The sequence below is a fragment of the Limnoglobus sp. genome (genome assembly GCF_059499385.1).
In genome coordinates this window covers 1-23,715 of record NZ_JCABYM010000042.1, presented here as the reverse complement: position 1 = coordinate 23,715, position 23,715 = coordinate 1, and the positions used below count along the sequence as shown (strand labels likewise).

Annotated in this window: 19 protein-coding genes; 10 read left to right on the top strand and 9 right to left on the bottom strand. The window is 67.8% G+C overall.

The features are described from left to right. Window positions 1–78 precede the first annotated feature (78 nt). From AC5JJ2_RS07180 to AC5JJ2_RS07150, 7 genes are all read left to right on the top strand, one after another. Window positions 79–3,219, top strand: a complete 3,141-nt coding sequence (locus tag AC5JJ2_RS07180) for a PVC-type heme-binding CxxCH protein (protein WP_495857290.1) — start codon at window positions 79–81, stop codon at window positions 3,217–3,219. 144 nt (window positions 3,220–3,363) lie between these two features. Further along, window positions 3,364–4,530, top strand: coding sequence for a GTPase family protein (locus AC5JJ2_RS07175; RefSeq protein ID WP_495857289.1), 1,167 nt, complete (start codon window positions 3,364–3,366; stop codon window positions 4,528–4,530). After that, a complete protein-coding gene (locus AC5JJ2_RS07170) occupies window positions 4,527–4,742 on the top strand; it encodes a hypothetical protein (protein WP_495857288.1) in 216 nt (71 codons plus the stop codon). Before AC5JJ2_RS07175 ends, AC5JJ2_RS07170 begins: the two co-directional genes overlap by 4 nt. A gap of 202 nt (window positions 4,743–4,944) precedes the next feature. Beyond that, entirely contained in the window at window positions 4,945–6,474 is a 1,530-nt protein-coding gene (locus AC5JJ2_RS07165) for a GTPase family protein (RefSeq protein WP_495857287.1), read from the top strand. A 163-nt stretch (window positions 6,475–6,637) separates the two neighbouring features. Beyond that, a complete protein-coding gene (locus AC5JJ2_RS07160) occupies window positions 6,638–7,108 on the top strand; it encodes a DinB family protein (RefSeq protein WP_495857286.1) in 471 nt (156 codons plus the stop codon). Between the two features lie 26 nt (window positions 7,109–7,134). Beyond that, on the top strand, window positions 7,135–8,043 hold the full coding sequence (locus AC5JJ2_RS07155; protein ID WP_495857285.1) for a PIG-L deacetylase family protein: 909 nt from the start codon (window positions 7,135–7,137) through the stop codon (window positions 8,041–8,043). 166 nt (window positions 8,044–8,209) lie between these two features. Further along, window positions 8,210–9,610, top strand: a complete 1,401-nt coding sequence (locus AC5JJ2_RS07150) for a hypothetical protein (protein ID WP_495857284.1) — start codon at window positions 8,210–8,212, stop codon at window positions 9,608–9,610. 8 nt (window positions 9,611–9,618) lie between these two features. Here the strand turns inward: AC5JJ2_RS07150 and AC5JJ2_RS07145 are convergent, their stop codons facing one another. Continuing rightward, window positions 9,619–10,974, bottom strand: coding sequence for a DUF1501 domain-containing protein (locus AC5JJ2_RS07145; protein ID WP_495857283.1), 1,356 nt, complete (start codon window positions 10,972–10,974; stop codon window positions 9,619–9,621). Between the two features lie 81 nt (window positions 10,975–11,055). Further along, window positions 11,056–13,398: a PSD1 and planctomycete cytochrome C domain-containing protein gene (locus AC5JJ2_RS07140; RefSeq protein WP_495857282.1), complete on the bottom strand. Its 2,343-nt coding sequence runs from the start codon at window positions 13,396–13,398 to the stop codon at window positions 11,056–11,058. Between the two features lie 147 nt (window positions 13,399–13,545). Between AC5JJ2_RS07140 and AC5JJ2_RS07135 the strand changes: the two genes are divergently transcribed. Beyond that, a complete protein-coding gene (locus AC5JJ2_RS07135; RefSeq protein ID WP_495857281.1) occupies window positions 13,546–15,846 on the top strand; it encodes a glycerophosphodiester phosphodiesterase family protein in 2,301 nt (766 codons plus the stop codon). Window positions 15,847–15,928: 82 nt separating this feature from the next. Here AC5JJ2_RS07135 and AC5JJ2_RS07130 read toward each other — a convergent pair whose 3' ends face one another. The 3 genes from AC5JJ2_RS07130 to AC5JJ2_RS07120 form a co-directional block, all read right to left on the bottom strand. After that, window positions 15,929–16,951 carry a hypothetical protein gene (locus AC5JJ2_RS07130; protein ID WP_495857280.1) on the bottom strand — a complete coding sequence of 341 codons (1,023 nt, stop codon included), beginning with the start codon at window positions 16,949–16,951 and terminating at the stop codon, window positions 15,929–15,931. 127 nt (window positions 16,952–17,078) lie between these two features. Continuing rightward, entirely contained in the window at window positions 17,079–17,609 is a 531-nt protein-coding gene (locus AC5JJ2_RS07125; RefSeq protein WP_495857279.1) for a hypothetical protein, read from the bottom strand. Beyond that, window positions 17,606–18,157, bottom strand: a complete 552-nt coding sequence (locus tag AC5JJ2_RS07120; RefSeq protein WP_495857278.1) for an RNA polymerase sigma factor — start codon at window positions 18,155–18,157, stop codon at window positions 17,606–17,608. The genes AC5JJ2_RS07125 and AC5JJ2_RS07120 overlap by 4 nt, the downstream gene beginning before the upstream one ends. A 203-nt stretch (window positions 18,158–18,360) precedes the next feature. Between AC5JJ2_RS07120 and AC5JJ2_RS07115 the strand changes: the two genes are divergently transcribed. Continuing rightward, window positions 18,361–18,876 (top strand): arsenate reductase/protein-tyrosine-phosphatase family protein, encoded by a 516-nt coding sequence (locus AC5JJ2_RS07115; protein WP_495857277.1) that lies wholly within the window; start codon window positions 18,361–18,363, stop codon window positions 18,874–18,876. Continuing rightward, entirely contained in the window at window positions 18,873–19,331 is a 459-nt protein-coding gene (rpiB, locus tag AC5JJ2_RS07110; RefSeq protein WP_495857276.1) for a ribose 5-phosphate isomerase B, read from the top strand. The genes AC5JJ2_RS07115 and rpiB overlap by 4 nt, the downstream gene beginning before the upstream one ends. A gap of 87 nt (window positions 19,332–19,418) precedes the next feature. On the opposite strand, the gene epsC is transcribed toward rpiB, so the two are convergent. The 4 genes from epsC to AC5JJ2_RS07090 all read right to left on the bottom strand — a co-directional run bounded on the left by epsC (window position 19,419) and on the right by AC5JJ2_RS07090 (window position 23,334). Further along, window positions 19,419–20,381, bottom strand: coding sequence for a serine O-acetyltransferase EpsC (epsC, locus tag AC5JJ2_RS07105; RefSeq protein ID WP_495857275.1), 963 nt, complete (start codon window positions 20,379–20,381; stop codon window positions 19,419–19,421). A gap of 601 nt (window positions 20,382–20,982) precedes the next feature. Further along, window positions 20,983–22,326 (bottom strand): inorganic phosphate transporter, encoded by a 1,344-nt coding sequence (locus AC5JJ2_RS07100; protein WP_495857274.1) that lies wholly within the window; start codon window positions 22,324–22,326, stop codon window positions 20,983–20,985. Window positions 22,327–22,419: 93 nt separating this feature from the next. Then, window positions 22,420–23,034 (bottom strand): REP-associated tyrosine transposase, encoded by a 615-nt coding sequence (locus tag AC5JJ2_RS07095; protein WP_495857273.1) that lies wholly within the window; start codon window positions 23,032–23,034, stop codon window positions 22,420–22,422. A 168-nt stretch (window positions 23,035–23,202) separates the two neighbouring features. Further along, window positions 23,203–23,334: a hypothetical protein gene (locus tag AC5JJ2_RS07090; RefSeq protein WP_495857272.1), complete on the bottom strand. Its 132-nt coding sequence runs from the start codon at window positions 23,332–23,334 to the stop codon at window positions 23,203–23,205. Between the last annotated feature and the right edge of the window lie 381 nt (window positions 23,335–23,715).

Genomic DNA, 23,715 nt, shown 5'->3' with positions numbered 1-23,715 from the left:
GGTCGCGGCTAAACGAATTCCTTCGCCGCGATACGCGCGATAGAATCCCCTCTCCACCCCACCGGAGGCCCCTTCGCCATGCGGTCGCTCGCTCTCCTCGCGCTGCTCGCCTCGCCGGCGCTCGCCCAGCCGCCCGTCGCACCCACCGACGCCCGCAGCCCGGCCGACGAACTCAAGTCGTTCAAGCTCCCGCCGGGGTTCGCCGCCCAGCTCGTCGCGTCCGAACCCGATATCCAGAAGCCGATGCAGCACACCTTCGACGCGAAGGGCCGGCTGTGGGTCACCACCAGCTACCACTACCCGTTCGCCGCCGAGCCGGGCAAGGCGGCCGACAAGCTGTTCGTCCTCTCCGACATCGGCGACGACGGCAAGGCGAAGAAGGTCGAGGTCTTTTACGACAAGCTCAATATCCCCATCGGCATCCTCCCGTTGCCGGACTGCAAGAGCTGCATCGTCTCCAGCGTCGGCGAAATCCTGAAGCTCACCGACACCGACGGCGACGGCAAGGCCGACAAGCGGGAGGTCCTGTTCGCCGGGTTCGGCACGCGGGACACGCACGGCATGACGAACTCGTTCACGCACATGCCGGACGGCTGGGTGTACGCCTGCCACGGGTTCGCCAACGACTCGAAGGTGAAGGGGACGGACGGGCACGAAATCCAGATGAACTCCGGGCACACGTTCCGGTTCCGGCCGGACGGGTCGCGGATCGAGGTGTACACCCGCGGGCAGGTGAACCCGTTCGGCATGGCGGTGGACCCGTGGTTCAACCTGTACACGGCCGACTGCCACTCGAAGCCGATCACGCAGCTCATCAAGGGGGCGTACTACGACAGCTTCGGCAAGCCGCACGACGGCCTGGGGTACGCCCCGCACGTCACCCGGCACGACCACGGCAGCACCGGCCTGTGCGGCCTGACGTGGTACGACGCCGACCACTTCCCGAAGGAGTGGGCGGGGTGCATGTTCCTGGGGAACGTGGTGACGAGCCGGATCAACGCCGACCGGATCGAGTGGAAGGGGAGCACCCCGGTGGCGAAGGAGTTGCCGGACTTTTTGGTGAGTTCGGACCCGTGGTTCCGGCCGACGGACATCAAGCTCGGCCCGGACGGGGCGCTGTACGTGACGGACTTTTACAACAAGATCGTCGGCCACTACGAGGTGGACCTGAAGCACCCACAGCGGGACAAGACGCACGGCCGCGTCTGGCGGATCGTCGCGACGGCCGGGGGCGCGCCGAAGATGCCGTTCGCGGATTTGACGAAGGAAAAGATGGATAGGCTGGTAGACTTGGCGTACAGCAAGAACATTACAACTCGACTTTTGGCAGTCCTGCAAATTAATAGCCGCCTCAAAAGTGAACCAAAAAGTTTATTAGAGTTGATGCCTGTATTTGAGCGACAAGGCAATATGATCGAAGCAAAGCCAGTATTGCTAAGGCAGTTTGTGGTATCCTGGTGTGAGATTGCGGAGCTGGCCGGGGCCAATACTATGGTTGACTTAGCCGGCATGTCGTCCGTTTACTCCATAGCGGTGAATCCACTTGAAGTTGATCCGGCTGGAATCATTGACGTTCACGGCCTTCGTGCTCTTGCAGATTACCCCCCCAATCGATTTGGGGAGGATATCTATGACAAGGTTCACAAGCATCTCTCATTTAAAAATGCACGTTCTCCAGTGATCGCTCGTGCGGCCGTGGACTTGATCGCCGCCCGTCCGCATCACCAAAGTATCTTACCTCTTGCAAAATTCATCCCATCGATACCGAACGAAGACATTGGGCTTCGACATGCGGCCCGTGTCGCACTGCGGAACACGTTGGCAACCGACGAATCGCAGGCTCAACTCGTGTGGCTGTTGAAAGACTCGGTCAAATCTGGTGAACCGGCCGCAAAGGACCTCGACGACGTGTTTCTCGGCGTGCCGACCGCCTACGCCGGGTGGTGGCTCTCCGAGCGACTGAAGGCGGGCACTCTCGACGCCGCGTTCGCGGAGCGTGCTTACCAGCACGTCGGCCGGTACGGGTGTGATTGTCACCGTCAAATCGCGTGGCTTGCCGCTCAAGGCGTGAAGGACACGAACTCACAGGTCGCAATGCTCCAGGCCCTCAAGCGGGGAATCGAGACAGCCGGAGCAACCTTCAAGCCGAGTGAAGCGGCTTTGCTGGTTAAGAAAACACGGGAAGGATTGATCTCGCCCGACGACGCCACCGTGGTTCAGAGTTTCCAACTCGCCACGGCCATCGGATTCGATGTCGTAGGGGCTTCCATCAACCTCGGCCCCAACCCGTTCAAGGACGGGACGGGGAACGACTTCGACGTGATGAAGGTCGCGTATGACCACCTGCGGAACGTGAAGCGGTCCGAGGCCGTTCGCATGGCGGCCTTCACCGCCATCGAGAAACTGCCGAAGGAACAAATCCTTCCCGTATGCAGCGAAATCCTCGCCGATACGACTTCGCCGATCGCGGTTCGCGAGAAGGCGATTTCCATCCTCGTCACGTCCACGAAGCTGCTCGACCAGATCGCCCTGACCGAGCAACTCAAGACGGCCCCGTACCGGCAGTGCGTGACCATCGCGACGGGGCTGGCCGGGAGCAAGGCGGGGGCCGAACAACTCCTCGCGGCCGTCCGCGGCGGCAAGGGTTCGGCACGGTTGCTGCAAGAGAAGACCGTGCTCGACCGGCTGAAGGCGACCGACGCCCCGAACTGGCAGGCCGCCGTGAAGGAGCTGACCGCCGGGCTGCCGTCCGCCGACGCCCGGCTCGCCGCCCTCATCAAGCAGCGCGGCGACGGCTACCGCAAGGCAAAGATCGACCCGGACGCGGGCAAGAAGGTGTTCGCCACCACCTGCGCCAACTGCCACCAGATCGGCGGGCAGGGGGCGAAGGTCGGCCCGCAGCTCGACGGCATCGGCAACCGCGGCATCGAGCGGCTGCTGGAAGACGTGCTCGACCCGAACCGGAACGTCGATCACGCCTTCCACACGACGACGCTGGAGCTGAACGACGGCCGCCAACTGTCCGGCCTCCTGCGGGTGGAGGGCCAGGTGCTGATCCTGATCGACCCGCAGGCGAAGGAGACGCGGGTGAGCGCCGACGACGTGGACAAGAAGCGAACGTCGCCGCTGTCGCCGATGCCGAGCGACATCGCGGAGAAGCTCAAGCCGCAGGACTTTTATGATTTGATCGGCTACTTGGCGGGGCAGAAGGCTAAATAGCCGAAGAAGGAAAGCGAATTCACCGCAGAGGACGCAGAGAGCACAGAGAAAGCAACAGAAATTGTTTTCAATCAATTCTTCATGTCTTTTCTCTGTGCTCTCTGCGTCCTCTGCGGTGAAAAATCTCTTGTTTCCGGAGCAGTCATGATCGGCGGCGGGCTACGGCAGGCGTGGGACGTGGTGAAGGCGGTGTGGAACACGGACGCCACACCCGAAGGGTTGGACGCCGCGCTCGCCGAACTCCGCACGCAGTCGCCGACGCCCGTGTTCTGGCTGTTCGGCAAGACGCAGTCCGGCAAGACGACCATCATCAAGCACCTCACCGGGGCCGAGGAAGCCGCCATCGGCAACGGCTTCCGCCCCACCACCCGCACCAGCCGCGAGTATCCTTTTCCAACTGCGGATGCGCCGCTGTTGAAGTTTTTGGACACCCGCGGGCTGGACGAGGCCGGGTACGACCCGGAGCCGGACGTGGCCGCGTTCGACTCGCAAGCGCACCTGATGGTCGTCACCGCGAAGCTGACCGACATGGCCCAGGGGAACGTCCGCGAGGGGCTGCGCCGCATCCGCGGGTTCAACTCGCGGCGGCCGGTCGTCCTCGTGCTGACCTGCCTGCACGAGGCGTACCCGCAACAGCAGCACCCGCAGCCGTACCCCGCGGCGGCGGAGCTGCCGGAGGTGAAGCGCCGCATCGACGAGCACGCGAAGGCGTTCGACGGGTTGTATGACGTGATCGTGCCGATCGACATCACGAAGCCGGAGGAGGGGTTCGACGACCCGAACTACGGCGGCGAGCACCTGAAGCAGACGCTGTTGAACTACCTCCCCGAGGCGTACCGGCAGTCGCTGGCGCGGACGACGCACCTGACGGAGAAGCTGAAGGACATCCACTCGGACCACGCCGGGCCGATCATCCTCGGGTACACGTCGCTGGCGGCGACGGCCGGGGCGCTGCCGATCCCGCTGGTCGATCTCGTACTGCTGCCGGCCGTGCAGACGCGGATGGTCTACCACCTCGCCCGCATCTACGGGCAGGAGATGTCGGCCGCGCGGTTCCTCGAACTGGCCGGGTCGCTGGGCCTGGGGCTGCTCGCGCGGACGGCCGTGCGGCAGGTGGCGAAGCTGATCCCCGGCGTCGGCAGCGCCGTCGGCGCGACGTTCGCGGCCGCGTCCACGTTCGCTTTGGGCAAGGCGTTCTGCCTGTACTACGAGGAGGTCCACGCCGGCCACGTCCCGGACGCGCACCGGCTGAAGAGCTTCTACCAGCAGCAACTGACGGAAGCCCACCGCCAGTGGAACCGGCCGTCATGACCCGCAACCGCATCTTAATTTTGATGGCGCTCGTCCTCGCGCCGTTCGTGTTCTTGGTCGGCGTCGGGACGTACCACCTCTGGATCACCGGCTGGACTCTCATCGTCTGGTGGCCGATGGCCGCGTGCCTCACCGCCGCCTACGGCCTCAGTTGGTACTGGACCCGCAAGAAACTGACGGAAGCCCACCGCCAGTGGAGCCGCCCGTCATGACCGAATCGAACACGGCCGCCGGGTTTTCAGGCCAACGGCCTGGGAGCGCTCAGCCCAGGGCAACGCCCTGGGTGGGGCGTACCACCGAAGGCAGGCTGAAAGCCTGCGAGCGGCAACCTGTCCCGCCCAAGGCGTTGCCCTGGGCTAAGCGCTCCCACCCCTTCGGGGTGAAAACCTGTCTCGCCGACCGCGGGGCTTCCCTATGACCCGCAACCGCATCCTGATCCTCGCGGCGCTCGTGCTCGCGCCGTTCGCGTTCCTCGTCGGCGTCGGCACGTACCACCTGTTCCACACCGGGTGGACGTTCATCGCGTGGTGGCCGATGGCCGCGTGCCTCGTTGCCGCCTACGGGCTGAGCTGGCACTGGACCCGCAAGAAGACAAAGCTCTTGCCGAACACCGGGTTCGAGAAGCCGCCCGACCTGTGGACCGACCGCGACGCCGCGGCGTGGCAGCTCGTCGAGAAGCGGGCGAACGCCATCGTCGCCATCACCGCCGACGAGATGGCCGACCCGAAGCGGTACTCGGACCTCGCGATCGCCATGTCGCAGGAGATCGCCCGCGTTTACAACCCCGGCGCGGCCGACCCGTTCGGCCACCTCACGCTGCCGGAAATCCTCACCTGCTTCGAGTTGGTTGCCGGCGACTTGTCCCGCAAGGTGAACCAGTACGTCCCCGGCAGCCACATCCTGACCGTCAACCAATGGAAGCAGACCCGCAAGGCCATCGACTGGGGGCAGACGGCGCTCAACATCTCGTGGCTCGCGCGGGCGGTGTTCAACCCGCTGACGACCGGCGTGCAGTACCTCGCGTCGAAGGCGAGCGGCAAGGTGTTCGAGCAGGCGCAGCAGAACGTGATGCTCTGGTTCCAGGTCGCGTTCGTCCACGAACTCGGCCGGCATTTAATTGAGTTGAACAGCGGCCGCCTCAAAGTGGGCGCTCTCAAGTACCGGGAGTTAATGCAACAAGTCGAAAGCCCCGGCACGACCGTGCCCGGGCAGTCGGCCCCGTCCCTCTCCGTCGTCGTCATCGGCCAGGTGAAGGCCGGCAAGTCCAGCCTCGTGAACGCGCTGCTCGGCGACCACCAAGCCGCCACGGACGTGATCCCCGCGACCGTCGGCTCCACACGGTACGAGCTGAAGCTGCCGGACTTCCCGCCGCTCGTGATCGTGGACACCGCCGGGTACGGCGTCAACGGCCCGACTGAAGCCGAGGTCCGGAACGCCGTCGAGTCGGCCGGCCACGCCGACCTGATCCTGTTCGTCGCCCACGCCCGCACCGCCGCCCGGTCCGCGGACGCGGACATGCTGTCGAAGCTCACGTCCGCCATCGCGCTCAACCCGCAGTTGAAGTTCCCGCACATGCTCGGCGTGCTGACGCACACCGACCTGCTGTCGCCGGTGATGGAGTGGCAGCCGCCGTACAACTGGCAGACCGGCTCGCGGCCGAAGGAAGTGCAAATGCGCGAGGCCGCGACGCTCGCGCAAGATTCCGTCGGCCCGCGGGTGGAGGGGTTTGTCCCGGTCTGCACGGCCGCCGGCAAGGAGTGGAACGTCCGCGACGGCTTGACGGAGTTGATGGCCGCCGCGATGGACGACGCCCGCGGCACGGCCCTGCTGAAGATGTTCCACCGCGAGGGCCGGGCCGGGGCCGGGCGGAAGGCCGTCGATCAGCTCCTGTCCGCCGGCCGCGAGGCGCTGCGGATACTGTGGGAAAGCTCGAAGCGACGATAGTAGTAGGCACACTCCGTGTGCCGTTTGCTGTCGGTCGCAGCGGCTCGGACGAACTCGCCGGCAGCATGAACGAGACGGCACACGGAGTGTGCCTACTACTATCTTGCCGCCGCCCCGCTCACTTCGTTTCCTGTCAACACGTCACTTCACCGAGGATTTTCCCATGCCGACCGCCGCCGACCTCGCCGCCGCGTACCGCCAGGGGGCCGCCGACCTGCGGGCCGCCGTCGCCGGGATGACCCGCGAACAACTGACCGCCCGCCCCGTCGCCGGGAAGTGGAGCACGCTGGAAGTCGTCGCCCACATCGCCGACTTCGAGCCGATCCTCGTCGAGCGGATGAAGCGGATCATCGCCCTGGATTCGCCGAAGTTGCTGGCCGCGGACGAGAACCTGTTCGTGAAGGAACTGCACTACCACGACCGCGACATCAACGAGGAACTGGCCCTGGTGGACGCGACCCGCGCGGCGATGGCCCGGATCATCGAGAAGCTGACGCCGGAGCAACTCGCCCGCACCGGCGAGCACAGCATCAAGGGGCCGGTCACGCTGGCGTCGGTGATTCAAGGCGCGATCAACCACGTCAACAACCACCGCCCGTTCATCGACGCGAAGCGGGCGGCGCTGGGGATTTAACCGGACAACCCTTTCGAGGAGCGATCATGGTAGCCCGACTCGTCGCCGCCGCCTTCGCGGCCCTGCTCGGCTCGGCCGCCGCGGCCCAGGAGAAGCCGGACCGTCAATTACGGATCATCGTGTTCGGCGCACACCCGGACGACGCCGAGTTGAAGGCCGGCGGCACGGCCGCCAAGTGGACGAAGCGCGGGCACGCCGTCAAGATGGTGTCCGTCACCAACGGCGACATCGGGCACTGGAAGATGAAGGGCGAGGAACTCGCGAAGCGGCGGCTCGCCGAGGTCAAGGCCGCGGACAAAATCCTCGGCGCGGAGACGGAGGTGCTGCCGATCCACGACGGCGAGTTGGAGCCGACCCTCGCGAACCGCAAAACGGTCACCCGGCTCATCCGCGAGTGGAAGGCGGACGTGGTAATTTCCCACCGGCCGTGGGACTACCACCCGGACCACCGGTACGTCGGCGTACTCGTGCAGGACGCGGCGTACATGGTGGCCGTGCCGTTCGCCGACGAGGGGTCGAAGCCGCTCGCCCGCAACCCGGTGTTCCTGTACTCCAGCGACCGGTTCCAGAAGCCGACCCGGTTCCGCCCGGACATCGTCGTGGACATCTCCGACGTGATCGACACGAAGCTCGACGCGATCCACGAGCTGGAGTCGCAACTGTACGAGGGCGGCGCGCTCGGCAGCGAGGAGGCGACGCGGAAGGTTCCGGCGGACGCGGCCAAGCGGAAGGAATGGCTGCGGTCCCACCCGTGGGGCACGCGGGCCGCCCAGGACGCGGCGCTGTTCCGCGACGCGATCGACAAGGTGTACGGCCCGGACCGGGGCAAGGCGGTCAAGCACGTCGAGGCGTTCGAGCTGTGCGAGTACGGCCACCAGCCGACGGCCGAGGAGCTGAAGCGGCTGTTCCCGTTCGCCGAACACGCGAAGCGATGAGTTCTCGACCCCACGTCATCCCCCCGACCCGCCACCGCGGGTCGTGATTTTTTTACACTTCCCCTGGCCGCATTTCGACGCCCGTGCGGATGTACCCGAATGAAGGGCGGGACCGGCCCGCCGCCGAACATCACTTCCGAGGGTCATCCACACCGCGAGGTTTCCCATGCCACTGCGCGAGCGCGTCGGCCGGTACGTCGAAACCGGCAAGAATTGCTGGAACCTGGAGGGCGACCAGCAGACGGTCATCGGGCTGTTGAACCGCATCCCGGTCACGAACGGCGGGACCGAGGGGCTGCTCGGCACGGCCGTCAAGGCCCCGATCGTCCGGGGCCTCGCCAGCGACGAACTGTACAAGGCCATCACGTTCTTTCAGAAGAAGCAGTTCGGCACGATCACCGGGTTCATCGACCCCGCCGGCCGCGACCTGTCCCGGCTGGAGTCCCTGGCCGCGCGGACGCCGGACCCGCCGCCGCCCGCCCAGGACCAGTGGGCGGACCTGAAGAGCAAGTCGATCCACGCCGCGCTCACGAAGGCCCTCGACGGCGACCTCGCCCTCAGCCACGCGGAAGTGATAGAGATCATCCGCGCCTCGCTCAGCGACGGCATGGTCGTGGCGAACGAGCTGCACGACCTGTCGGCCATCGCGACCCGGTCCCGGACGATGTCGCCGCGGTCGAAGAGGCTGCTGGAGGCGTTCGTGAAGGCCGTGGAAGCGACGGCCGGCAGCAAGGGGCCGTTCCAACTCCCGCAGGAAGGGCAGCGGGTCGCGGCCAACGCCATTTGCGACTTCCTCAAGCGGTCCGGCGGGACGTACTTCCCGCACCTCAGCAGGGAAGAGGTCGGGATCGGGCTGCTCATGCGGGTCGCGAAGCCCGGCCTGATGCGGCAAGGGAGCACGAGCCTGTGCGGCCCGGCCGCGCTGCTGTTCAACGTCGCCACGGACGCCCCGGCGTACTACGCCCGGTTCGGCATCGAGCTGTTCGAGAAGGGCAAGGGGATCATCCACCGGCTGGTCATCAAGCCGGGGAAGGACTGCCGCGAGTACCAGCCGGCTTCGCACCACATCGACCCGGTGGACTGGCTGACGCTGGCCAGCGTCCGCGACTCGGAGAACTGGTTCTTCGACTACGACACGGTCGGGAAGGAGGCGCTCGGGTTATCCCCGTTCGACATGACCGCCGGCCCGACGCTCCCGAACGAGATGGTCCGGTGGTTCCAGTTGTCGGGCTTCCACGACGTGCGGGACGCCACCAACCTTTCCGCCGTCACGTTACCCCAAGACCCCTGGCCGCGGATCGAGGCGGCGAACGGCCTCCTCGCCCGGGGTTACCGTGTCGTCTTGCTCATCAACGACAACATGCTGGACAAGGACGAGCAGACGAAGGGGTCGGCCATCCCGATGCACTGGGTCGGCCTCCGCGCGCCGATCGCGCGGACCGGCGGGACCGTGACCACGACCGTCTTCACCTGGGGGCGGGGGGACTACAAGGTCCCGCAGGGCGCACCCCTGTCCGAAGGGGACTTCACCAAGAACTTCTACGGGTACGTGGCGGCCAAACCGTAGTTCGGCGGTCACGCCAGGATTTCGCTCACCACGCGGCCGTGAACGTCGGTCAGCCGGAAGTCGCGGCCGCTGTACCGGTACGTCAGCTTCTCGTGGTCCAACCCCAGCAGGTGCAGGACGGTCGCGTGCAGGTCGTGGACGCTGACCTTGTCGTCCGCGGCCTTGAACCCGAACTCGTCGGTCGCGCCGTGGGCGAACCCGGCCTTCACGCCGCCGCCGGCCAGGAACATCGTGAACCCGTAGTGGTTGTGGTCCCGGCCGTCGCCGTTCTCGGACACCGGCGTGCGGCCGAACTCTCCGCCCCAGATCACGAGCGTGTCGTCCAACAGCCCGCGCTGCCGCAGGTCCTTCAGGAGTGCCGCGACCGGGCGGTCGATCTCCTCGCATTTCTTCTTTAGCTCGCGGCTGATGTTCCCGTGGTGGTCCCACCCGCCGTTGGAGACCTGCACGAACCGCACGCCGCGCTCGACCAGCCGGCGGGCGAGCAGGCAGCTCCGGGCGAACTCGCCGGGGCCGTAAGCCTCCCGCACCTTGACCGGCTCGCGGCGGGTGTCGAACGCGTCGCCGGCGGCCGTCTGCATGCGGAACGCCGTCTCCATCGCCTTGACGCGGGCCTCCAGCTGCGGGTCGTTCCCGTTCGCCGCGGCGTGGGCCTTGTTGAACGCCTGGATCGCGTCGAGCTGCCGCTTCTGGTCCGCCGGCGAAAGGGCCGGGTTCTTCAGGTGGCGGATCATCTTCTCGGGGTCGGCCTCGGCGGCCGCCACGCGGGTCGCCTGGAACTGGCCTGGCAGGTACCCGCTTCGCTCGAACCCGTTCTGGCCGAACCCGCCGCCGAGCGACACGAACCCCGGCAGGTCCGCGTTCTCCGTGCCGAGGCCGTAGGACACCCAAGCCCCGAGACCCGGATGGACGGCGTCGATCCGGCCGGTGGCAAGGAAGTTCGCGGCCGGCGAGTGGTTCGGGTTCGTCGCGTGGACCGACCGCAGGACGCACAGGTCGTCGGCGCAGGTGCGGACGTTCGGCAGCAGGTCGCTGACCGGCAGCCCGGACTGGCCGCCGGGTTGGAACTTGAACGGCGACGGCATCAGCCCGCCGGTGACGCGCTCGGTCCGCAGGTCGGCCGCGCCCGGCCGCTGCCCGGCGTGCTTGGCGAGTGCCGGCTTCGGGTCGAACGTGTCGAGGTGGCTCGGGCCGCCGGCCATGAACAGGAAGATGACCCGCTTCGCCCGCGGCTTGAAGTGGGGCGTCTTCGCGGGCGCGTCCGCGGCTTGTAGGAAGCTCGTCAGCCCGAGTAGGCCGACGCTCCCGCCGAGGTTGGAGAGGAACGTGCGGCGGGTCGCGGCGAAGGGGTCGGACGAAAGCATGGCGTCTCTTCCCTGGAACCCGGAGCGGAAGCGATGGGGTGGGTGACTAACACCCCATCGCTTCCGCTCCGGGTTCCACAATCAGATCAAGTACAGGAACTCGTTGCTCGCCAAGAGCGCCTGCGCCAGCAGCGCCCACGCGGGCGGGTCGTCGTCGCTCGGCGGGTCGATCAACGCCAGCGCCGTCGTCAACTCGTCGGCCGTCGGGTCGCGGAGCAGCACGCGGTGGAACAGCGCCTTCGTTCCCTCGTCCGCCGACTTCCCGTCCACGGTCTTCGCCAGCGCCGTCGCGGCTTGGCGGACGAACGGGCTGTTCAGGAAGTAGAGCTGCTGCACGGGCGTGGTCGTCGCTTCCCGCTTCTCGCCGTGCGCCTTCGGGTCCGGCAGGTCGAACAGCCGATGCACGTCCGACGGCCGCTGCCGGCTCACCTTGCCGTAGACCGTGCGGCGGCCGGTCCGCGACCGGTCGAGGTCGTCCGACGGTCCGCCGCCGGCGAGGTCCAGTTGCCCGCTGACTTGCAGCATAGCGTCCCGCCACGCCTCCACGTCCAGCCGCTTCCGCTGCGCCCGCCAGAGCCAACGGGAATCCGGATCGACCGCGGCCGCCTTCTCGTCGTGCCGGCTGGACTGGCGGTAGGTCGAAGAGAGCACCAACTCGCGGACGAGCCACTTCACGGACCACCGGTTCGCGACGAACCGGGCCGCGAGGTCGTCGAGCAGTTCGGGGTGCGTCGGCCGCTCGCCGAGCGCGCCGAAGTTGCTCGGCGTGCCGACGAGGTGGCGGCCGAACACCCACCCCCAGGCGCGGTTGACGAACACCCGCGCCGTCAGCCCGGCCGCGTCCGTCACGATCGCGTCGGCCAGCTCCTTCCGCCCGCTGCCGGTCCGCAGCGCCCGCGGCTCGCCGGGCGAGAGCGCCGTCAGGAAGCGGCGCGGCACGACCTCGCCGGGCCGGGCCGGGTTGCCGCGGACGAAGACGGGCAGGTCGCGGAACTCGCCGGGCTTGTAGACGAGGGCCGTCCACGCCGGGTCGTCGCCGTTTACCCACGTCCCGGCGTCGCGGACGACGTTCGCGATAGGGCCGCGGTCCAGCTCCTTCTCCCGCTTCTTCAACTCCGCGACCTTCGCCTCGTAGTCCTTGATCGATTGGTCGAACGGCTTCGGGTCGCGCTTCTCCTTCACGGCCGTGCCGCGCATCTCCTTCGCGTAGCTCAGCCGCAGCGTCGCGTCCACGAGGTCGAGGCGGACCGACGTGAGCGCGCCCTCGGCGGCGGCGTCCCGGTCCAGCGGCCGCTCGGCGAGTTGCGTGTTCGCCATCACGCCGGCGATGGCGTAGTAGTCGGCCGCGGGGATCGGGTCGAACTTGTGGTCGTGGCACCGGGCGCACGCGACGGTCAGGCCGAGGAACCCGCGGGTGACGGCGTCCACCCGCTCGTCCCACTCGTCCGCGACGATGCCGGCGATCACGTCCTTCGACAGCTTCGGCTCCTTGTGGTACACCGGCGACAGCCCGAGGAACCCGAGGGCCGCGTTGTCCGCCGGCGGCGTGCCGGGCAACAGGTCGGCGGCGAGTTGCAGCCGGACGAACCGGTCGAACGGCACGTCGGCGTTCATCGCGGCGATCACCCAGTCGCGGTAGCGGTACGGGAACCGCGGCGGCTTGCACGTCGATTCGCTCGTCGAGTTGTCCTCCGCGTACCGGGTCACGTCCAACCAGTGCCGGCCCCACTTCTCCCCGAACCGCGGCGACGCGAGCAGCTCGTCCACGAGCTTCTCGTAAGCGTCCGGTCGGTCGTCCTTCGCGAACGCCTCGACCTGCTCGAACGTCGGCGGCAGGCCGATCAGGTCGAAGTACGCGCGGCGGATCAGCGTCCGCTTGTCGGCCGGCGGCGCGGGCGAGAGCTTTTGCTCGTCGAGCTTTTTGAGGACGAAGAAGTCCGTCTTCGTCGCCGGCCACTTCGCGTCGGACACCGCGGGCGTCGGCCGCTCGGCGACGGGCTGGAACGACCAGAACGCACGGCCGTTGTCGCCGGCCGCGGGCTTCGCCGGGGTCGCGGCCGGGAGCGGTGCGCCCATCCTCACCCACGCCCGGAGGTCGGCGACCGCGGCGTCCGGCAGCTTCCCCTTCGGGGGCATGGCCGGCGCGTCCGCGGCGTGCGCCACGGCCTTGAGCAAGAGGCTGTTCTCGTCCTTCGCGGTGACGGCCGGGCCGGACGTGCCGCCCTGGCGGATGCCGGCCGGCGTGTCGAGTTCGAGGCCGCCCTTCGACTTCTTCTTGGCCGCCGAGTGGCACGAGTAGCAGTGGTCGGCGAGGACGGGGCGGACCTTCTTCTCGAAGAAGTCCGTCCCGTCGTCGGCGCGGCCGGCGGCCGGCAGGAACAGCAAGGCCGCGGCGAGGGTCGTGAGCGTTCCGGCGTGCGTCATGAGGGAAGAGCGCGGGTGGCGGGGGTGGACGAGAACATTGTAAGTGCGTGGCGGCCGGCCCTCCAGGTGAATCCAAAGACGGTCTTGTTCGCGCCCGGCCTCGCCCCTACACCTCCTGCGATTCCCCCGTTCCCACCCGGAGCCGCCATGACCCTTTCCCTCCTGGCCCTCGCCGCGGCCCTGGCCGCGCCGCCCGGCGTCGAGATCGTCGGCCACCGCGGGGCGTCCTACGACGCCCCGGAGAACACCGTCGCGGCCGTCAAGCTCGCCTGGGACCAGAAGGCCGACGCCGCCGAGTTCGACGTGTACCTCAGCAAGGACGGCAAGGTCGTCGTCCTCCACGACAAGACGCTCAAGCGGACCGCGGGGATCGACAAGGCCGTCACCGACCTCACGGCCGAGGAGTTGGGCCGGCTGGAGGTCGGCCGGTGGAAGGGCGACTGGTTCGCCGGCGAGCGGCTGCCGATGCTCGAGGACGTGCTCGCGACCGTGCCGGCCGGGAAGCGGGTGTTCGTCGAGGTCAAGTGCGGGCCGGAGATCGTGCCAGAACTCGACCGCGTGCTGAAGGCGAGCGGCCTCAAGCCGGAGCAGACGGCGATCATCAGCTTCTCGGCGGAGGTCGTCGCGGCGGCGAAGAAGGCCCGGCCGGACCTGAAGGCGTACTGGATCGTGTCGCTCGCCGCGAAGAAGGACAAGCCGCCGCCGACGGCCGCGGACCTGATCGCGAAGGCGAAGGAGATTCAAGCGGACGGCCTCGACCTGTCCGCGACGCCGGCGGTGCTGACGGCCGAGTTCGCGCGGGCGGTCAAGGCCGCGAACTTGAAGCTCTACGTCTGGACCGTCAACGACGTGGAGTTGGCCCGGAAGATGGTCGCCGTCGGCGTCGAGGCGATCACCACGGACCGGCCGCTGTGGTTGCGTTCGCGCCTCGCGGACGACCCGAACGACGTTCGCGTCATGAGCTTCAACGTCCGGTTCAGCACGGCGAAGGACGGCGTCAACAACTGGGACAACCGCAAGGATTTCCTGGGGGAGACGGTCCTCGCGTTCGACCCGGACCTGCTCGGCACGCAGGAGACGCTGGCCGACCAACGGGACTTCCTCGCGAAGAAGCTGCCCGGCCACGGCGGGCTGTCGGCCGGCCGCGACGACGGCAAGGAGGCCGGCGAGATGATGGCCGTCTACTTCCGCAAGGACCGGTTCGAGAAACTCGACGGCGGGCACTTCTGGCTGAGCGAGACGCCGGACACGGTCGGCTCGAAAAGCTGGGACAGCTCGCTGCCGCGGATGGCGACGTGGGTGAAGCTGAAGGACAAGAAGGCCCCGGCCGCCGCGCCGATCTTTTACGTCAACACGCACTTCGACCACCGCGGCCCGACGGCGCGGCTGGAGTCGGCGAAGCTGATGCGGGCCAAGATCGCCGAGTTGGGGAAGGGCTGTCGCGTCATCGTGACGGGCGACTTCAACAGCGGCGAGGGGAGCGAGCCGTACAAGGCGCTGTTCGGCGGGATGTCGCCGGTGGTTGACACGTACCGCGTGGCGCACCCGACGCCGACGAAGGAGGAGGGCACGGCCACCGGGTTCAAGGCGTCGGCCACGACCGGGGCGCGGATCGACTGGATCGGCTGCTCGAAGGAGTGGACGGTCGTGTCGGCGGCCATCGACCGCACGGCCCGCGACGGCCGCACGCCGTCGGACCACTTCCCGGTCACGGCCGTGCTGAAGCCGAAGGCCGAGCGGGTGATGCTCCGCGTCCTGAGTTACAACATCCACCACGGCGAGGGGACGGACGGCAAGGTCGATCTGCCGCGGATCGCGAAGGTGATCGCCGCGTGTGACCCGGACTTCGTGGCCGTGCAGGAGGTGGACCACAAGACGAAGCGGACCGGCGGCGTGGACCAGGCGGCGGAACTCGCCCGGCTGACCGGCCTGCACGGGCGGTTCTGCAAGCAGATCGACTACGACGGCGGCGAGTACGGCCAGTTCATCCTGTCGCGGTTCCCGATCAGTTCGCCGACGGTCCACAACCTACCTGGGCAGCCGAACCGCGAACAGCGGATCGCGGGGGAGGTCCGGGCGACGGTCGGCGGCCGCGAAATCGCGTTCGTGACGACGCACCTCAACCACCAGAGCGAGGACAACCGCCGGCAGCAGGCGGAGAAGCTGAACGAGCTGTTCGGCACGGCGGCCCACCCCGTCATCCTGGCTGGCGACCTGAACGCGAACCCGGACAGCCAGCCGCTGGCGATCCTCTCGAAGGCGTGGGCCGTCGCGACGAGCGACAAGGCGCTGCTGACGTACCCGTCGGCGAAGCCGGCGAAGCAAATCGACTACGTCCTGGTCCGGCCGGGCGACCGGTTCCGCGTAGTCGAGACGAAGGTGATCGAGGAGGCCGTCGCGTCCGACCACCGGCCGGTGCTGGCGGTGCTGGAGGTCGGCGCTCCGTAGGGCGGGTCAAGGCTTTGCGCCGACCCGCCGGGGTATCGGGCGCGTCGGCGGGTCGGCGCAAAGCCTTGACCCGCCCTACGAACTACTCCTTCTTCCCGTCCGCCTTCGGCTTCTCGGCCTCCTGCTGGACGGCCTTCACGAACTCGCCGAGCGTCAGCGCCCCCTCCGGCCGGCCGCTCGACGAGAACAACAGTCCGTACTCGCGGACGTACCACTCGTGCGGCTTCACGTCCGGCGCGACCGCCGCCGCACCGTTCCACTCGTCTCGTAGGAGTTCGAGCCACGCGGCAAGGGGGAGGTCTTCCTTCCCGAGCGTTAATGACAGGTTGAAGTCGGGCACACGGAACAACACGTCCGCCCCGGCCGCCTTCCTGAGAGCGGCTGTAACGTCACGGAACCCTTGGTTCTTGCATTCAAACACGACTGACTTCGTCAGAGCAGTCCGCAACCGGTCCGCGACGGAGCCGGGTTTCGACCGCAGGTAGGCTAAGGCTCGCTTCTGCTGCACGTCGTAAACGTCAAGCAATCCCTGCCGCGGCTCGTCGAACTTGACATTCACGTTGACCGTCTTCGCGGCCGCAGCCTTGCCGACGAGCGTGTCGTAGGCGGCTTCCGCGGCCGCGACCTTCGCCTTCGCCAGTTCGATCGCCTGTTCCGATTCAATGAACCCCTGCCGGGCCTTCTCGTACACCAGTTCGTGCTGCGCCAGTTCCAGGGTCGCCGCCCGTCCCATCCCCTGAAGCTGCTTGATCGTCTGGAACTGCTTCTCGTTCACATCCAGTGTCCGCTTCGCCGACTCCAGCCGCTTCATCGCCAGGGTCAGGTCGGCGGCGGCCTGCTCCTTCTCCCCTTTCGCGGCCGTCACCCGCTGGCTGACGGCGAGCTTCGCCTGTTGCAACTTCGCGTTCGCCAGCTGCGCCTCCGCCTCCGCGACGTGCACGTCTGGGTGCGTGCGGAGCGCCCGCGTGATGTCGTCCTCCAACGTCGCCTTCTTCGGCGGCGTCGCCGGGACGTTGGCCGGGGGAATGTTCGCCGGCGGCTGGCCCACCGCGGCGACGCCGAGCAGCCCGCAGACGAGCGCCACGCCGAGTAATCGTTTCGACATCAGCCGGGAGGCAATCCTGGGACCGCGGGCGTCCCGCCCGCCCACCTCCACGCCGCGGGGACCCGGCTCAAGAGGCCGGGGGCGTGGCGGGCGGGACGCCCGCGGTCCCAGGGCCGTGGACCCATCGCTAAGAGCCTGCGTTCGCATGGTCGTTCTCCGTTCGTTTCGAGTTCTTGAGGGACGTGAGCAGCCAGGTGTCGTCGGCCCGCACGGCCCGCCCGTCGGCCCCGGCTTCCGCCAGGTGCTGCCGGTAGCAGCGGATCGCGGACTCGATCTTGCTCGCCTTCAGGTACGCGTCCCCCGCCTGCTGGAACAACCTTGCGGACGCGGCCGCCTCCGTCGCCTTCTCGGCTTCCAGTTCCAACCGGTCCGGCGTCACCTCCGCCAGCGTTTCGGCGGGCGACGGCACTTCCACCGGCACGGGAACCCGCTCGATCACCGTCTCGATGACCCGCTCCGGCGGCGGGGCCGGGGGCGTCGGCTTCGCGAACCAGCCGATGGCAACGCCGACGCCCAGGACCGCGGCCGCCTTCGCGATGCCGCGCCACCGGGGCCGGCGCAGCTGCCGCGCCGACCTCGCGAAGATCGCTTCCCGCGTCGTGGCGTCCGGCGGCACGTCGTGCGGCGTCAACAGGGCGTCGAGGTCGTCGTCGGTCATGATTCGTGCTCGTACTGGTCGCGGAACGCCTGCCGGGCGCGGGACAGCAGCGACTCGATCGCCTTCGCCGTCTCGCCCCACTCGTCCGCAATCTGTTGCACTGTCAACCGGTCGAAGTACTTCGCCCGCAGCACCTGCTCGCACCGGTCCGGGATGACGGCGAGGGCGGCGGCCACCCGCTCGGCCCGGTCGCGGGCGGCGTCCCCGGCCGGGGCGAGGGGGTCGGCGTCGCCCAGCGGCCCGACCCGGCGGCGGTAGCGGGTCCGCGACCGCAGGTGGTGGCGGAGGACGTTCGTGGCGATGCCGCACACCCACGCGGCGAACCGGCACTTGTGCGGGTCGAACGCGGCCAGCCGCCGGGCGGCCGTCATCCAGGCGTCCTGCAGCACGTCGTCCACCAGGTCCGCCAGGCCGCTGGCCCGCCACCGGACGTACCCGGCGACGCGGTCGAAGGCGCGGTCGTACAGGTTGCGCCATGCGGCGGCGTCGCCGCCGAGGGCCGCGTCTCGCAATCCCCGCTCGGCCCACGCCTCGTTGGCATCGGTCATGCGTCATCCTGTACCGAACGCCCACGGAGTGCCCGCGGCTGCCGAAATCCTTCGCGGGCGCGCCTAAAAACTGAACAGAATTTGCTTGCTTTCGACCCACTTGTCCGGAACTCGGACATCGGTGTCTTGTTGAAACGAGGGCTTGTCCGTAAATTGTCTCGTGCCCGGACAGCTTTCGCCACCGCGCGAGGCTCTTTGTAGGAATGGCGTCCGACCCCGTTACCCCGAACGAGACCGCGCCGGGCGAGCCGTTCGGCCGGTCGGTGCTGTTCGTCTGCACCGGCAACACCTGCCGCAGCCCCCTGGCGGAAGTGCTGTGTAAGAAGCTCCTGGCGGACCGGCTCGGCGTCCCGGCGGCCGACCTGCCGGCCCGCGGGTTCACGGTCCGGTCGGCCGGCGTGTCCGCGTTCCACGGGGACGCGGCCAGCCCGGACGCGGTCGAGGTCGCCGCCCGGTGGGGGGCGGACTTGGCCGGCCACCGCAGCCGGCCGGTAAACCCGGAGCTGCTGGCGGCCGCGACCGACGTGGTCGCCATGACCGCCGGTCACGTGGCCGTGCTGGCGATGCGGTATCCGGGGTACGGCCCGGCCCCGGTCGTCCTCGGCGGGGCGGACGACGTGCCGGACCCGATCGGCGGGGACCGGGCGGATTACGAAGCCTGTGCGTCGATGATCGCGGCGCACCTGAATCGCATGATTGCGGAGTGGACGAGGACATGAGAGTTGCTGTCGGCAACGACCACCGCGGGGTGGACGCGAAGCGGCGGGTGTTGGCCACGCTGACGACCCTGAACCACGCGCCCGCGGACCTCGGCACGAACGCGGCGGCCGGCGTCGATTACCCGGACTTCGCCATCGCCGTGAGCGAGGCCGTCGCGGCCGGGAAGGCCGACCGCGGGGTGCTCATCTGCGCGACCGGCCACGGGATGTGCATCACGGCGAACAAGGTGCTCGGCATCCGGGCGGTGAACTGCCGGGACGTGGTGGACGCGGAGATGAGCCGCACGCACAACGACGCGAACGTCCTCTGCCTGTCCGCGGACCTGCTGAGCGAGGACGTGATGGAGCAGATCGTCCGGAAGTGGCTGGAGACGCCGTTCGAGAACGGCAGCGGCCGCCACGCCCGCCGCAACGAGAAGATTTCGCAGTACGAGCAGGCGCACCAGAAGAAGTGACCGACTTCGCGAGCCGAGCGGCGTAAGCCGCCGGGTGGGTCGCGGACACTCAGCCGGCGGCTTACGCCGCTCGGCTCGCCTGTTGTTTTAGATGAAGTACATCCCCGCCTCGGCCTCCGTCAGGGCCGGGGCCTTGCTCCCCTTCACCCGCAGCTTCGGCTTCTCCAGCACCACCGTCGTGTCGGCCGGGACGCTCTCCGTGATCCACGTGTTCGACCCGATGACGGCCCGCTCGCCGATCGTCGTCGCCCCGCCCAGGATCGTCGCGTTCGCGTAGACGACCACGTTGTCCCGCAGCGTCGGGTGGCGCTTGTACGAGCCGTGGACCAACTCGCCGTTGTCCTGGCGCTCGAAACTCAGTGCGCCGAGCGTCACGCCTTGATACAACTTGACGTGTTCGCCGATGTCGCACGTCTCGCCGATGACGACGCCGGTGCCGTGGTCGATGAAGAAGCCGGGGCCGATGCGGGCACCGGGGTGGATGTCGATGCCGGTCTTCGAGTGGGCGTGTTCCGTCATCATTCGCGGGATGTACGGCACGCCGAGCGACTGCATCTGGTGCGCGACGCGATAGACGGTGATCGCCTCCAGGCCGGGGTAGCAGAAGATAATCTCGTGGCTGCTCTTCGCCGCCGGGTCGCCGCGGAACGCGGCCTCCACGTCCCGCTCGAGCGTCAGCCGGACGTTCGGCAGCCGCCGCAGTAACTCGATCGCCTTCTTCTGGGCGAGCGCCTGGAAGTCGGTGTGCGGGGACTCGGCCTTGAGGTCGTGCCGGAGGGCGCGGGCGATCTGCTCGGTCAGCCGGTCGTGCAGGGAATCGACGAGGCTGCCGACGTAGTAGCTGATGTTGCCGATGTGCAGGTTCTGCCGCTTCCCGTAGCCGGGGTATAGGATTTCGTGAAGGTCCGATGTAATCTCGGCGACGGCCTCGCGGCTGGGCAGCGGCTCGTGGCCGAGGTGGTTCAGCCGGCTGCACGCCGTGTACGTGTCCACCAGCTGCTCGGTGACGTACTGGAGTTCGGTTTCCTTGAGCGTCAGGTCGGTCGCCATGGGGTCCATCGCCGCGATGAAGGGGACGTGGGCATCGTAGGCGCGCGGGGCAACGCGGACAACGAACGCCCTTTAATCCCTTCGGCTCGTCGATCGGGAAAGTCGAGTAAAACCGGAGGTCGAGGTACGAATGCCGCGGGTGTTTGCGGACGCGGCACGGACTGCATGGGGCGTTAGCAAGAGACGCGATTTCGGACGTCGATGTCCGCGAGCGGCGAAAACTTCTTGACGTCGATTTCGCCTTGAAATTCAGGGCGAAACGGCGATTCGAGAAAAAACTCGGGGCGCGGAAACGGGATTGGCGCGGGGGGTGCAATTACTTCTCTCGCACGAGTGAATCGGGCAGATGGTTAACAGAGGGGAGAGGCTGTTAACTACCTGTGCCGAACCAACTCTCGCACTAACTGACCGGGTTTCGTGAACGGAGGGGAGAGGCCGTTCACGAACCCGGTCGGTTTGATTTTCCGACCACCCTCAAGCCCCGCGAGTGATCGCGGGGCTTGTTTCGTTTTCATATAGCCGCCGGCTTGCCGGCGGGGTTGGTGGCGTCGCAAAACCCCGCCGGCAAGCCGGCGGCTATATGCGGGCGACGGATTGGTTGTCACACGAACAGCCGCCCGATCGCGAACAGCCCGCCGGCCAGCAGCACGGTACACGGCAGCGTCAGGCACCACGCGAGCAGAATCTTCTTGCACGTCCCGCCCTGCACGCCGGACCCGTTCGCGGCCATCGTGCCGGCCACGCCGCTGCTGAGCACCTGCGTCGTGCTGACCGGGGCGTGGGCCACGTCCGCCGCGAGGATCGTCGCCGCCGCGACGACCTCCGCCACCGCCCCCTGGCCGTAGGTCAGGTGCGTCTTGCCGATCTTCTCCGCGACCGTCACGACGATCCGCTTGTACCCCACCATCGTCCCCAGGCCGAGGGCCAGCGCCGTGCCGAGCTTCGCCCAGAACGGGACGAACTCGACGGCCGACGCGAACGCCGCCCGCGGCTCCGCCTGCTTCGGCAGCGCCTTCGAGACGCGGTAGATCGCCTGCCGCACCTCCCACCGTTGGTTCTTGTCGAGCTGCTCGAACGAATCCTTCCCGGCGAGCGCCGCGTCCAGCATCGCCAGGTCCGCCTCCAGCCCGGAGGTCCACTTCTCCGGCGGGATCGCGGCCCGCGCCGCCGGGATCGCCGCGTACACGGCCCGCGCCTCGGTCGGGCTGTTCGTGTCCAGGGCGTAATGGAACGGCAGGAACCCGATCAGCACGAGCAGCAGCAGGCCCATCCCCTTCTGCCCGTCGTTGGACCCGTGGGCGAAGCTGACGCCGCCGCACGTCGCAATCAGCACGCCGCGGACCCACCGGGGCGGCCGGTCGTCGCCCTGCGGCGGCTCGTACAGCTTCGGCTCCTTCACGGTCCGCTTGAGCGCGAGCAGCAGCAGGAACGCGCATACGAACCCGATGACCGGGGACACGAGCAGGAACATCCCCGTCTCCCCTGCCTTCGCCCAGTTCACGCCGGACAGGCCGCGGCCCTCGATGAGACTGTTCGCGAGGCCGACGCCGAGGATGCTGCCGATGAGCGTGTGCGAGCTGCTGACCGGGATGCCGTAGTACCACGTGCCGAGGTTCCAGACGACGCCGGCGAGCAGGAGGGCGAGCACCATGACGAGCGCCGCCCCGGACCCGGCCCGGTCCACGAGCAGATCGACGGGGAGCAGGTTGACGATGCCGAAGGCGACGCCGGTGCCGGCGAGGATCACGCCGAGGAAGTTCATGAACCCCGAGTAAACGACGGCCGGCGTGGCGGCCATGGTGCGGGTGTAGATGACGGTCGTGACGGCGTTCGCGGTGTCGTGGAACCCGTTGATGAACTCGAACGCGAACGCGACGAGCAGGGCGATCGCGAAGAAGATGAGCGTCAGCGTGGGCAGTGACAGGGCGGCGTCCCAGAACCCCATGGGCGACCTCGGTTGGGTGGCGTTGTGTCTCCACAGGGTACTTCGCCGGCGGGCCGCGGACAAATGGCCGGCGGGCGGACATTCAACGAATCTTCATCCGGCCGCGCCCGACTTCCGAAGTCCGGCTTCGACTTCGGAAGTCGATCCCGCGCGGCGAGTGAATGTGTCCAGAAGGTGTCGATATCGTTCCTGTCGGGTGGAACCCGGAACCCGCATCTCGTCGAGGAGTGCGAACACCTGTTCCGGCTCCGGCAGCGTGCCCGTGCGTGTGTCGAGGTATTCCGGGCAACTCGAATAAGGCCACTCCTCCGGCCGCGCGACCAACCCGGCCCGCACGGGGTTGAGGTGGAGGTACGCCGTCAGGTGCAACAGGTACTCGTCGTAGGCCACCTCCTTCGCCCGGAACGGCCCCTGGAACAGCGCCCCGACGCGATCCCGTTCGCGGTTCACGATCTTGGCGAGCGAGATGGCGAACCGTTGCATCGCGTGGGCGAGGTCGTCGGTCATCGCCCTCACGAGCAAGTGATAGTGGTTCGGCATCAGGACGTAGGCCAGCGTCGTTGCGTGCGTCGGGCAGACGTACTGCCGGTACTTACGGAGGAAAAGGCCGTAGTGGTCGTGGCTGGTGAAAATCGGCTGACGGTTGTGACCGCGGTTGTAGACGTGGTAGAGGCGGCCGGCGACGAGCGGTTCCGGGCGACGGGGCATGAGGAACCCTCCGAGCGTCGGCGAGAGAACCCAGACTTCCGAAGTCCGGCTTCGACTTCGGAAGTCGATGGCGCGCAGGGACGTTTGTATTCCCGCCGGGGCGTTTCGGCTTCCGTTCGGCTCGCCGCGCGGGATCGACTTCCGAAGTCGAAGCCGGACTTCGGAAGTCTAGGTCTTTCCCAGCACCAGATCGACGACCCAGCACCCGCGGACGTGAACCTGCTGCGGGTCGCGGCAGTGGCCGAGGATGGCGGCGTCCTCGCACCCGGCGTCCTGCATCGCGTCGGCGAGGATGGGCATGGCACTGAACTCGCGGACGTCGTATATTCGTCGCGCCACACCGACGGCGGCGGAGCTGCGCCACGCGGGGTCAAACGCGACCGGGCGGAACGGATTGCCGAAGTGTCGCGGATGATGTCGGGACTACTCGCGTAAAACAACCGGTCGCGAAGCTGTTCGTATCGGTTGCTGCGCTTCTGAACATGGTTAAGTAGAGCCAACACTGAGGTTTCGTGACCTGTCTTCAACCAGTGAAGAGTGGCGGTAAACTTTAACCGCGCATCAGACAAGTCATGATCCGATATCCAGTGGTCGAGCCAATCCTCGACGGCCGCGACGGCCGATTGGTAGAGGCTGTTTCATAACAGCTTATTGAGTGTGATGAAGGCCATGGCGAGTTCG